This window comes from Sphingomonas caeni (assembly GCF_026013415.1).
Lineage (GTDB): Bacteria > Pseudomonadota > Alphaproteobacteria > Sphingomonadales > Sphingomonadaceae > Sphingomonas > Sphingomonas caeni.
Genome location: NZ_JAPDOK010000017.1, coordinates 1 through 11,966, shown reverse-complemented (window position 1 = coordinate 11,966; position 11,966 = coordinate 1). Strand labels below are relative to the sequence as shown.

Sequence of the window (11,966 nt, the reverse complement as noted above, 5' to 3'; positions counted from 1 at the left end):
GTCAAAACAAGTCTGTCCATCCGCAGTTTGAATCAGAATTTACACTCTTAGGGAATCCTGAATCTCAACAGACCCTAAACCGTCACTGATCCAAAAACGACCGCATCTTCCGCGACCGCGACGGATGCTTCAGCTTCCTGAGCGCCTTCACCTCGATCTGGCGGATGCGTTCGCGGGTCACCGCGAACTGCTGCCTGACCTCCTCCAGCGTGTGATCGGTGTTCATCCCGATGCCGAAGCGCATGCGCAGCACGCGCTCCGCTGATCACATCGCGAGGGTGCGCACCCTCGCGATGATGAAGGGCAGCGTCACACGTCGACCGAATGGACCTGCTGGCCGGTATGGACCATCTCTCGTCCATGGCCGGGAGATCGCTTCACGCAATGGGGGAGGCGCTGACAGACGACCGTGCACCCTGCCATCGGCGAATCCGCAAGGTCGCCCATGTAATAGATTGTCTGGATGGTCTCGCCCCCTACCTCGGTGTCAGGGTCGAACGTCAGGATATTCGAGCGCGAAGCGGTGTCGCTCCGCTCGATCAGTAGCAATTCGGGCGCCGCGGGCTCGAATGCCCGGCGATAGAGCGCAAGGCCGACGAGGTCGGTTAAACCGTGCGCGCGCAATGCGTCTGCCAGCTCTGCGAGGAACGCGGTCTCCCCGCTGAGCCGCACGAAGTCCTCCTGCACCAACGGATCGAGGCTCCATTCGACTGGCACGAAAGGCCCGTCATCGGCAGTGCTTTCCAATCGGAAGCTCCACGGCACGGAAGCTTGTGCTAGCTCGCCGTCAGCCGCCGCCGGCGCGGTGACGAGGCTCGGCTTTCCGCAGATCACCTCCGGCAGGCGCTGCACCATGATCTCACCCTCGGTAACCGAGCAGTGATTGTGCAGCAGGCAGATGCCCACAATGTCCGTCACGCTATGTCGCTGGAATATCCTGGCCACACGATCGAAATCACCTTCGAAGAAACCGATCCGCCCGAGTTCGCGCTCGACCTCCTCCACTTCCCGCAAGCCGTTGTACATCCGCATGTAGTCGTCCACGGCAGCGATGCGTTGCTGGATCATGGCGTCATTCCCCCGTGTCTGATGTCTACGACAGCCGAACACCACGAGCAGGAACCAGTTGACGGGCCTTCCCCGGCCAAAGCAGGCCAAGCGTCCGGAGCCACGATCCTAACGCGTGGCCAAACCAGTGTCGACATTTCCGTACAGCTCACCTGCGCTCTCAATCAAGCCGGAAGCTGCGTGAGAAAAAATCTCCAACGCAACGCTAGCCGTCACTGATCCAAGAACGACCGCATCTTCCGCGACCGGCTCGGATGCTTCAGCTTCCGAAGCGCCTTCGCCTCGATCTGCCGGATGCGCTCGCGGGTGACGCTGAACTGCTGGCCGACTTCCTCCAGCGTGTGATCGGTGTTCATCCCGATGCCGAAGCGCATGCGCAGCACGCGTTCCTCACGCGGGGTGAGCGAGGCGAGCACGCGGGTCACCGTCTCCTTGAGGTTCGCCTGGATCGCGGCATCGACCGGGATCACCGCGTTCTTGTCCTCGATAAAGTCGCCCAGGTGCGAATCCTCCTCGTCGCCGATCGGCGTTTCGAGGCTGATCGGTTCCTTGGCGATCTTCATCACCTTGCGGACCTTTTCGAGCGGCATGGAAAGGCGCTCGGCCATTTCCTCCGGCGTGGGCTCGCGGCCCTGCTCGTGGAGGAACTGGCGGCTGGTCCGCACCAGCTTGTTGATCGTCTCGATCATGTGGACCGGGATACGGATCGTGCGCGCCTGATCGGCGATCGAGCGGGTGATCGCCTGGCGGATCCACCAGGTGGCGTAGGTGCTGAACTTGTAGCCGCGGCGATACTCGAATTTGTCGACCGCCTTCATCAGGCCGATATTGCCCTCCTGGATCAGGTCGAGGAACTGCAGCCCGCGGTTGGTGTATTTCTTGGCGATCGAGATGACGAGCCGAAGATTGGCCTCGACCATCTCCTTCTTGGCGATCCGCGCCTCGCGCTCGCCCTTCTGCACCATGTTCACGATGCGGCGGAACTCGGCGAGGCTCATGCCGGTCGCCTGGCTGATCTCGGCGATCTCGGTACGGATGCGGTCGACCGCGCCCGCCTCATTCTCGGCGAAGGCGCGCCACTTCTTGTCGAGCGCCTCGACGGTCGGCAGCCAATTCTCGTCGAGCTCGTGATCGACATAGCGGTCGAGAAAGTCCTTGCGGCCCACCTTGTGGCGCTCGGCGAGGCGCAGCATCTGGCCGCCGAGGGCAGTAAGCCGCCGGTTGAAGCTGTAGAGCTGGTCGACCAGATATTCGATCTTGGCCTGGTGGAACTGGACGCTCTCGACTTCCGCCGTGAGTTCCTCGCGCAGCTTCTGGTATTTGCGCTCGTCCGAAGCCGCGAGCTCGCCGCCGGCCGACATCGCGTCGAGCCGCTGGAGCTGGACCTTGCTGAACTTCTTGTAGATCGAGGTGATGTTCGCGAACTTCTCGAGCGCCTGCGGCTTAAGCTGTTCCTCCATCTGGGCGAGGCTGAGGGTATTGTCCTCCTCCTCGTCGTCCGAGGGCCGCGGGGTGCGGCGCTCGGTCATCGAATCCTCGTCCTCCTCGTCGGCGGGCGCCTCTTCGGGCTCCTCCTCTTCCTTGAAAGAGGGGCCGGCGGTCTTTTCGCTGATCTCGCCATCGCCCTCGGCTTCCTCGTCGCTGAGCGATTCGGGGGCGGGATCCTTGGACAGCATCGCGTCGAGATCGAGAATCTCGCGCAGCTGCATCGTGCCCTCGTTGAGCGCGGTCGACCAGCTGATGATCGCGTTGAAGGTGATCGGGCTTTCGCACAGCCCCAGGATCATCGTGTCGCGGCCGGCCTCGATGCGCTTGGCGATCGCGATCTCGCCCTCGCGGCTGAGCAGCTCGACCGCGCCCATCTCGCGCAGATACATGCGCACGGGATCGTCGGTGCGATCGACGACCTCCTTCTTCTTCGCCATTTCAAAGGCAGGCTCGTCGCCGTCCTTCTCGGCATCGACCTCATCCGGGGTGTCATCCTCCGGCTCGGCATCCTCGCCGACATCCTCATTCTCAACGACATTGATCCCCATGTCGTTGAGATTGGCCATGACATCTTCGATCTGCTCCGAGGACATCTGGTCCTGCGGCAGCATCTCGTTCAGTTGGTCCACGGTGATGTAACCGCGCTTCTTCGCCCGCGCGACGAGCTTCTTGATCGAACCTTCGTTGAGATCGATCAGCGGAGCATCGCCGGTCTCGCCGGGATCAACCTCCGCCATGGGTGCCTTCGCCATCAATTGCCCTCGAATACTCGAATACCGGATGGCGGCTATTATACGCCGCCCTAATCGTCCAAATCGCCTTCTTCCGCAACAGCCAGATTCGCAAGCCGCGTTTCCAGCTCCAATCGCTTGCGGGAAAGGGCCACCTGACGGGCGAAAGCCTCGTCGGTGAACCGCTCCTGCAGCGCCGCCGTCGCCTCCGCGAGCGCGGCATCGACGGCAGGCTGGGCGATCATGACCGCAATCGCCTCGTTCAGATCCTCCAGCGCCCGCGCAGGCGGCACACCGGACCGGTTGAACGAGTAATTGAGTCCATCGGCCCGCAGCAGTTGGTCGGCGATCTCGCCGAACCCGGACCGCGCCAATATGGTGAGGATTCCCGCACTATCAACCTGCTGGTCCTCGAGCGCCACATCGATCACCGCCTCGAACAATTTGCCGAGCGCGCCCGAGGCGCTGCGGAGACTCCCAAGCACCTCGACATGGCGGGCGATTTCGGCCGGATGGCGGATGAGGCCCGCTAGGACGGCGCGGGCGAGAATCGGGTCGAGACCGCTCGCGCGGACGCCGCGCGGGACGAGCCCGACCGGAGGCTCGGGGGGCTTCCACTTGCCCTTCTTCCATTCGCCCCGCGCCCCGCCCGGGCGGAATTCGCGCGGCGCTTTGGCGAAGTGCGCGTCGAAGCGGTTGCGGAACTCGGCGAGATATTCGGTGCGGACGCCAGCGTCCTGGATGCTGTTGGCCAGTTCGCCGAGCCGGCGCTTGAGCCCGGCGCGGGCCTCGGGCGTCTCGAGCGGTTCGGCTGCGAGTTCGCTCGTCCAAAGGCGGTCGGCGAGCTGCTGGGGCTCCTTGAGCAGCGCCTCGAACGCCGCGGCGCCCCTGGTGCGCACCAGATCGTCGGGATCGAGCCCCTCGGGCAAGGTCACGAAGGCGAGGCTGCGGCCCGGCTGGAGATGGGGCAAGGCACGATGCGCGGCGCGGATCGCCGCCTTCTGCCCGGCGCTGTCGCCATCGAAGCAGAGCAGGGGCACTTCGGCCAGCCGCCACAGCCGCTCGATCTGATGCTCGGTCAGCGCGGTGCCGAGCGGCGCGACCGCTTCGCCGAACCCGGCCTGGGCGAGCGCGATCACGTCCATATAGCCCTCGACCACGATCACTCGCCCCGCCTTGCGCGAAGCCGCGGCGGCGCGATCGAGATTGTAGAGCGTGCGGCCCTTGTCGAAGAGCGGGGTATCCGGGGAGTTGAGATATTTCGGCTCGCCGTCGCCGATCACGCGGCCGCCAAAGGCGATCACACGGCTGCGCGCATCGCGGATCGGGATCATCAGCCGGCCGCGGAAGCGGTCGTACGGCTCCTTCTTCCCCTCGACCGAGATCAGCAGCCCCGCCTCGATCAGCATCGGATCGCCATAGGCCTTGAGCGCATCGCGCAGCTTGCCGCGCGAATCGGGGGAGAAGCCCATGCCGAACGCCCGCGCGACCTCGGGCTTGATCCCGCGCCGTTCGAGCAGGGCGCGCGCCTCACCGCCCTCGATCCCGCCCAGCTTCTCGGTGAACCATGCGGCCGCGTCGGCCATCGCCTCATGCAGCCCGCGGGCCCGCTCCGCGCGTGCGGCGGCATGCCGATCCTGCTCGGGCATCTCCATGCCCGCGGCCTGCGCCAGCTCCTTCACCGCATCGATGAAGGGCAGCCCGCGCTGCTCGGTCAGCCAGCGGATCGCGTCGCCATGCGCCGAGCAGCCGAAGCAATGATAAAAGCCCTTGTCGTCGTTGATGTAGAAGCTCGGCGACTTCTCGTTGTGGAACGGGCAGCACGCCTTCCACTCGCGTCCCGCACGCTGGAGCTTCACCGACTTGCCGATGAGGCCCGAGAGCAGGGTGCGGGCGCGAAGTTCGTCGAGGAAGGCGGGGGTGAGGCTCACGTCAGGAGAGCGCCGCCTTCACCGCGGCGCTTGCCTTGCTCATGTCGAGCGTGGTCGCGTGCCGCGCCTTTAGTTCGGCCATCACGCGGCCCATGTCCTTCATGCCCGTAGCGCCCAGTTCGGCCTTGATCGCCTCGATCGCCGCGGCGGTCTCCGCGTCGCTCATCGCCTTGGGCAGGAAGCGCTCGATCACGGCGACCTCGGCCGCTTCGGCATCGGCCAGCTCCTGGCGGCCGCCCTTTGCGTACATCTCGATCGATTCGCGGCGCTGCTTGACCATCTTCTGAAGCACTTCCACCACCAGCGCGTCGTCATCCTCGGGCGCCTTGCCGGTGCGCGCCTCGATGTCGCGGTTCTTGATCGCGCTCTGCATCAGCATGATCGCGCCGCGGCTGGTCTTGTCGCCGGCCTTCATCGCCTCGATCTGGGCGGCCTTGATGTCGTCTCGGATCATTTGCTCTCTCGTGAATCGGGAATGTGACGCTGTAGACCCGCGAACCGGTTGACGCGAGGGGGGGAGGGGTCTAGCGCCCGCCACTTAGCGACATCGCCGCAACACCAATGGAGCGCCACCCCATAATGGCCGACGCCAAACCCATGCCCATGCCTCAAGGAGCCACCGGCGTATTGGTGCTCGCATCGGGCGATGTGGTGTGGGGCCGCGGATTCGGAGCCGAGGGGCAGGCGGTGGGCGAGGTGTGCTTCCACACCGCGATGACCGGCTATCAGGAGATCATGACCGATCCGAGCTTTGCCGGTCAGATCATCAATTTCACCTTCCCCCATATCGGGAATGTCGGTGCCAATCCCGAGGATGTCGAGGCGGACGACCCGCACGCGCTCGGCATGATCGTGCGCGAGGACGTGACCGCGCCGTCGAGCTTCCGCGCGACCGAGCATCTCGATGCCTGGATGAAGAAGCACGCCCGGATCGGCCTGTCGGGGATCGATACCCGGGCGCTGACCCGCAAGATCCGGCAGGAGGGTGCCCCCAACGGGGTGATCGCGCACTCGCCGAGCGGCACGTTCGATATCCCGCTGCTGCTCCAGATGGCGCGGGCCTGGCCGGGGCTGGAGGGGATGGACCTCGCCATCACCGTCAGCTGCGAGACCCATTTCGGCTGGGAAGGCGGGGTCTGGCGGCTGGGCGAAGGTTACGAAAGTGATGGGGTAGGGCCAAAGCGCCCGCATGTCGTCGCGATCGATTATGGCAGCAAACGTAATATCTTTCGGAACCTTGTTAAGGCCGGAGCTGAAGTAACGGTGCTGCCCGCCACCGCCACCTTCGAACAGGCGATGAGCTTCAATCCCGACGGCTTCTTCCTCTCGAACGGCCCGGGCGATCCCGCCGCGACGGGGGAATATGCGGTGCCGGTGATCCGCCAGATGCTGGAGAGCGGAAAGCCGGTGTTTGGCATCTGCCTCGGCCATCAGATGCTGGGGCTCGCGGTGGGCGCGAAGACCTCGAAGATGCACCAGGGCCATCGCGGCGCGAACCATCCGGTCAAGCGGCTCAGCGATGGCGCGGTCGAGATCACCAGCATGAACCACGGCTTCGCGGTGGAGAGTGAAACGCTGCCCGCGAATGCGCGCGAGACGCATGTATCGCTGTTCGACGGCTCCAACTGCGGGTTCGAGCTGGTCGATCGCCCGGCGTTCAGCGTGCAATACCACCCCGAGGCGAGCCCGGGGCCGCAGGACAGCTTCTATCTGTTCGAGAAGTTCGTGGACATGATGGCCGGATGATCGCTCGCGCTTTCCCTTTCGCGGCCGCGTTCGCGCTCGTCGTTTCGCTCAGCCAGATTCCGGCCGAGGCGCAGATCGTCGATCCGGACTATGTGGGAAGCTATGGCGCATGGAGCGTGCGCTGCCCCCAAGACGCGCGCGACCAATTCGGACGCGTCCAGTGCGAAGGCGTGATCACCGTGTCCGGGATCAGCATCGTTGCCCGGCGGGTGAACGATGAGGTCACGTTCGAGCTGCGGTCCTCGGCCTGCCCCGGCGTGGTTTCGGAAGCGGTGGCAGCACGCGCGATGTTCGACGGGAGGCTGGCGCGCTATGTTACCCCGGCCCAGAGCATCCAGGTCGTTCTGGCGGCATCCTTGTCGGCAAAGGCGAACGAATGCTCGGCGTTCGCGGTCCAGCTCCGGCTCAACCGTGACGATACCTATGCCGCGCTTGGCGTCGTTGCCACGCCGCGCAAGCCGAAGAAGCACAGAGACTAATGCCCAAACGCACCGACATCTCCTCCATCCTCGTCATCGGCGCCGGGCCCATCGTGATCGGCCAGGCGTGCGAGTTCGATTACTCCGGCACCCAGGCGATCAAGGCGCTCAAGGAAGAGGGCTATCGCATCGTCCTGGTCAATTCGAACCCGGCGACGATCATGACCGATCCCGAGCTGGCCGACGCGACCTATGTCGAACCGATCACCCCCGCGGTGGTCGCCAAGATCATCGAGAAGGAGCGGCCCGATGCGGTGCTGCCCACGATGGGCGGGCAGACGGCGCTCAATACCGCGCTGGCGCTGGCGCAGGACGGCACGCTGGCGAAGTTCGGCTGCATCATGATCGGCGCCGATGCCGAGGCGATCGACAAGGCCGAGGACCGGCTGAAGTTCAAAGATGCGATGACGAAGATCGGGCTCGAATCCGCGCGCTCGGCGATCGCGAATACCGAAGCCGAGGCGCTGGAAGGGCTGGAGAAGGTCGGGCTGCCCGCGATCATCCGGCCGAGCTTCACGCTGGGCGGCACCGGCGGCGGGATCGCGTACAACCGCGAGGAATTCCTCGACATCGTCCGCAAGGGGCTAGACGCCTCGCCGACCACCGAAGTGCTGATCGAGGAATCGCTGCTCGGCTGGAAGGAATATGAGATGGAGGTGATCCGCGACCGCGCGGACAACTGCATCATCATCTGCTCGATAGAGAATGTGGACCCGATGGGCGTCCACACCGGCGATTCGATCACGGTCGCGCCCGCACTGACGCTGACCGACAAGGAATATCAGATCATGCGCAACGCCAGCATCGCGGTGCTGCGCGAGATCGGGGTGGAGACGGGCGGTTCGAACGTCCAGTTCGCGGTCAATCCCAAGGACGGCCGCCTAATCGTGATCGAGATGAACCCGCGCGTGTCGCGGTCCTCGGCGCTCGCCTCCAAGGCCACCGGCTTCCCGATCGCCAAGGTCGCGGCCAAGCTGGCGGTCGGCTATACGCTCGACGAGATCACCAACGATATCACCGGCGCGACGCCCGCGAGCTTCGAGCCGACCATCGACTATGTGGTCACCAAGATCCCGCGCTTCGCGTTCGAGAAGTTCAAGGGCGCCGAGGCCGTGCTGGGCACCGCGATGAAATCGGTCGGCGAGGTGATGGCGATCGGGCGCTCGATCCATGAGAGCATGCAGAAGGCGCTGCGGGGGCTGGAGACGGGCCTTGCCGGCTTCAACCATGTCGACCGGCTGATCGGCGCGCCGCGCGACGTGATCGAGGCCGAGCTGGCGGTGCGCTCGCCCGAGCGGCTGCTGGTCGCGGCGCAGGCGCTGCGCGAGGGCTTCACCGAGGCCGAGGTCCATGCGCTGACCAAGTTCGACCCCTGGTTCCTCGCGCGGATCGGCGAGATCGTCGCGGCCGAGAATGAGGTGATGGCGGGGGGGCTGCCCCAGGACGCGCAGGGGATGCGCCGGCTCAAGGCAATGGGTTTCAGCGACAAGCGCCTCGCCTGGCTCGCGCTCCAGTCCGCCGGGCTGCGCGCGGGCACTGAGCGCGGGATCGCGCGCGGATCGGGGCTGATCCATGAAGTGGTCGCGGCGATGACGGGCGGGGTGACCGAGGCCGAGGTGCGGGCGCTGCGCCACCGGCTCGGCGTGCGCCCCGTGTTCAAGCGGATCGACACCTGCGCAGCCGAGTTCGAGGCGAAGACGCCATACATGTACTCGACCTATGAGGCGCCGAGCTTCGGCGAGCCCGAGAATGAGTCCAATCCGAGCGGCCGCAGGAAGATCGTCATCCTCGGCGGCGGGCCGAACCGGATCGGGCAGGGGATCGAGTTCGATTATTGCTGCTGCCACGCCTGCTTCGCGCTGGCGGATGCGGGCTATGAGACGATCATGGTCAACTGCAATCCGGAGACGGTGAGCACCGATTACGACACGTCGGACCGCCTCTATTTCGAGCCGCTGACCGCCGAGGACGTGCTCGAAATCCTCCACATCGAGAAGCAGAATGGCGAACTGGTCGGCGTGATCGTCCAGTTCGGCGGGCAGACGCCGCTCAATCTGGCGCAGGCGCTCGAGGATGCGGGGATTCCGATCCTCGGCACCAGCCCCGACGCGATCGACCTGGCCGAGGACCGCGAGCGGTTCGCGGCACTGATCGCCCGGCTCGGCCTTGCCCAGCCCGCCAACGGCATCGCGCGCAGCCGCGACGAGGCGGTCGCGGTGGCCGAGCGGATCGGTTACCCGGTGCTGATGCGGCCCAGCTATGTGCTGGGCGGCCGCGCGATGGAGATTGTCGACAGCCTCCAGCAGCTCGACGACTATATCCAGACCGCGGTGCAGGTGTCGGGGGACAGCCCGGTGCTGATCGACCAGTATCTGCGCGACGCGATCGAAGTCGATGTCGATGCGATCTGCGATGGCGAGGATGTCGTGGTCGCCGGCGTGCTCCAGCATATCGAGGAGGCCGGGGTCCATTCGGGCGACAGCGCCTGCTCGATCCCGCCCTACAGCCTGTCGGCCGAAATCGTCGCCGAGATCGAGCGGCAGACCGTGGCGCTGGCGCATGCGCTGAGCGTCAAGGGGCTGATGAACATCCAGTTCGCGGTGAAGGACGGGACGGTCTATCTGATCGAGGTCAATCCGCGCGCGAGCCGGACCGTGCCCTTCGTCGCCAAGGCGATCGGCGTGCCCATCGCGAAGATCGCGAGCCGTGTGATGGCGGGCGAGAAGCTCAAGGACCTGCCCGCGATCGACCGCAACATCGATTATATCGCGGTCAAGGAAGCGGTTTTTCCGTTCAACCGCTTCCCCGGCGTCGATCCGGTGCTTTCCCCCGAGATGAAATCGACGGGCGAGGTGATGGGGATCGACCGCGATTTCCCCACCGCCTTCGCCAAGGCGCAGCTGGGGGCGGGGACGGTGCTGCCCGCGTCCGGCGAGCTGTTCGTCAGCGTCAAGGATAGCGACAAGGATGTGATCCTGCCGGGCGTCCGGCTGATGGCCGAACAGGGCTTTTCGATCGTCGCGACCGACGGCACCGCCGCCTATCTCAAGGCGAACGGCATTGCGGTCGAGCGCGTCAACAAGGTGCTGCAGGGCAGGCCGCATATCGTCGACCGGATCATCGACGGCGACATCGCGATCATCTTCAACACGACCGAGGGCTGGCAGTCGCTGAAGGATTCGTCGGATATCCGCCGCTCGGCGCTCAACCAGAAACTGCCCTATTTCACGACCGCGCAGGCCAGCCTGGCCGCGGCGCGGGCGATCGAGGCGCTGAGCCGTGAGGAGCTGGGAGTGCGGCCGCTGCAGGATTATTACGCCAGCGGGCGTTGACCGCCGGTCAGTTCGATCTTTTGATCACGCTGAGTTCGATCCCGCTGGTGTTGAAGATCACGAGGGTACGCGGCGAATTGTTGTTCGAGTCGGGCGGCGGTGGGCGCAAGCTGAGGCTCGCTTCCGAACCGATCGTCAGCTGTAGCGGGGTCACGCTCGCCGCGGTGGCATAGAGCCAGACGCAGATGAAATCGCCGTCGAACGCCGATATGTTCGTCACAGTCACGGTGCGCGGGCCGTCATCCATCACGATCGACGCCTGCGCGTTTGGTCTGACGGTCACCGCGCCATTGCCGCCCGCGCTCTGCATTACCGGCATGATCCGATCCTCCATATTGTCCCGCGCCGAACCCGGTGAGCGTGAATGGTGCGCCAGACTCTTGAAACTTGCCCTTCGCACTCCTACTATTCGCAGTCGCACAATTGAATCCCCCACCAATGGAGTGACTGTGCGGGCGTCCCGGCAAGGAGGCGCTTGGGGAAAGGGGCGTTGACGAAGGACAAGCGAGAGATGGCGACGGTCGACAAGATGCCGATGCTGGCTGAGGGGTATGAGACTCTCACGGGGGAGCTGAAACGCCTCAAAGCCGAGCGTCCGCTGATCGTGGACGCGATCGAGGAAGCCCGCGCGCATGGCGACCTTTCGGAAAACGCCGAATATCACGCCGCCAAGGAGCGCCAGGGCCAGATCGAGGCGAGCATCGCCGATATCGAGGACAAGCTGAGCCGCGCCCAGATCATCGATCCCGCCGAGCTTTCGGGGGACAAGATCGTATTCGGCGCGACGGTGACGCTGCTCGACGAAGACGAGAAGCCGATCCGCTACCAGATCGTCGGCCAGACCGAGGCGGATGCGAGCAAGGGCCGCATCTCGTACAACTCGCCGATCGGCCGCGCGCTGATCGGGCGCAAGGTGGACGAAGAGGTTGAGGTGAGCGTGCCCGCGGGCGACCGCTATTATCTCGTCTCGGCGATCGAGTTTATTTGATCCGGGTGGGGAGGGGCTGCCCTTTCCAAACCCCATCCGTCATCCCGGCGAAAGCCGGGACCCAGGGCCAAGAGCGATATCGCTTGTGACTCTGGGTCCCGGCTTTCGCCGGGATGACGCTATTGGCTAGGGCCAATCGACATTCAGGATTCCCAAGAGGGAGGATGCGTGATTCATAGGGTTCCGCTGGTTGAGGCGGAGGA

Annotated in this window: 9 protein-coding genes and 1 pseudogene; 4 read left to right on the top strand and 6 right to left on the bottom strand. The window is 65.0% G+C overall.

Annotated features, from left to right (window positions below; all coding sequences use genetic code 11):
• Window positions 1-82: 82 nt before the first annotated feature.
• The 5 genes and pseudogenes from OF829_RS20475 to OF829_RS20455 form a co-directional block, all read right to left on the bottom strand.
• Window positions 83-259 (bottom strand): annotated as a pseudogene (locus tag OF829_RS20475) (sigma factor-like helix-turn-helix DNA-binding protein); the annotation flags it as partial.
• A gap of 50 nt (window positions 260-309) precedes the next feature.
• Window positions 310-1,068, bottom strand: coding sequence for a hypothetical protein (locus tag OF829_RS20470; RefSeq protein WP_264942068.1), 759 nt, complete (start codon window positions 1,066-1,068; stop codon window positions 310-312).
• Between the two features lie 212 nt (window positions 1,069-1,280).
• Window positions 1,281-3,308 carry an RNA polymerase sigma factor RpoD gene (gene rpoD / locus OF829_RS20465; RefSeq protein WP_264942067.1) on the bottom strand — a complete coding sequence of 676 codons (2,028 nt, stop codon included), beginning with the start codon at window positions 3,306-3,308 and terminating at the stop codon, window positions 1,281-1,283.
• A 50-nt stretch (window positions 3,309-3,358) separates the two neighbouring features.
• Window positions 3,359-5,218: a DNA primase gene (gene dnaG / locus OF829_RS20460; protein WP_264942066.1), complete on the bottom strand. Its 1,860-nt coding sequence runs from the start codon at window positions 5,216-5,218 to the stop codon at window positions 3,359-3,361.
• A 1-nt stretch (window position 5,219) separates the two neighbouring features.
• Window positions 5,220-5,672 carry a GatB/YqeY domain-containing protein gene (locus OF829_RS20455; protein ID WP_264942065.1) on the bottom strand — a complete coding sequence of 151 codons (453 nt, stop codon included), beginning with the start codon at window positions 5,670-5,672 and terminating at the stop codon, window positions 5,220-5,222.
• Window positions 5,673-5,797: 125 nt separating this feature from the next.
• Here OF829_RS20455 and carA point away from each other — a divergent pair, with 125 nt between their 5' ends.
• From carA to carB, 3 genes are read left to right on the top strand one after another with little or no spacing between them, the layout of a single operon-like run.
• Window positions 5,798-6,964 (top strand): glutamine-hydrolyzing carbamoyl-phosphate synthase small subunit, encoded by a 1,167-nt coding sequence (gene carA, locus OF829_RS20450; protein ID WP_264942064.1) that lies wholly within the window; start codon window positions 5,798-5,800, stop codon window positions 6,962-6,964.
• A complete protein-coding gene (locus OF829_RS20445; RefSeq protein ID WP_264942063.1) occupies window positions 6,961-7,443 on the top strand; it encodes a hypothetical protein in 483 nt (160 codons plus the stop codon). The genes carA and OF829_RS20445 overlap by 4 nt, the downstream gene beginning before the upstream one ends.
• Window positions 7,443-10,775 carry a carbamoyl-phosphate synthase large subunit gene (carB, locus tag OF829_RS20440; RefSeq protein WP_264942062.1) on the top strand — a complete coding sequence of 1,111 codons (3,333 nt, stop codon included), beginning with the start codon at window positions 7,443-7,445 and terminating at the stop codon, window positions 10,773-10,775. Before OF829_RS20445 ends, carB begins: the two co-directional genes overlap by 1 nt.
• 7 nt (window positions 10,776-10,782) lie before the next feature.
• Here the strand turns inward: carB and OF829_RS20435 are convergent, their stop codons facing one another.
• Window positions 10,783-11,094 carry a hypothetical protein gene (locus tag OF829_RS20435; protein ID WP_264942061.1) on the bottom strand — a complete coding sequence of 104 codons (312 nt, stop codon included), beginning with the start codon at window positions 11,092-11,094 and terminating at the stop codon, window positions 10,783-10,785.
• A 192-nt stretch (window positions 11,095-11,286) separates the two neighbouring features.
• Between OF829_RS20435 and greA the strand changes: the two genes are divergently transcribed.
• A complete protein-coding gene (gene greA, locus OF829_RS20430; RefSeq protein ID WP_264942060.1) occupies window positions 11,287-11,763 on the top strand; it encodes a transcription elongation factor GreA in 477 nt (158 codons plus the stop codon).
• The last annotated feature ends 203 nt before the right edge of the window (window positions 11,764-11,966 follow it).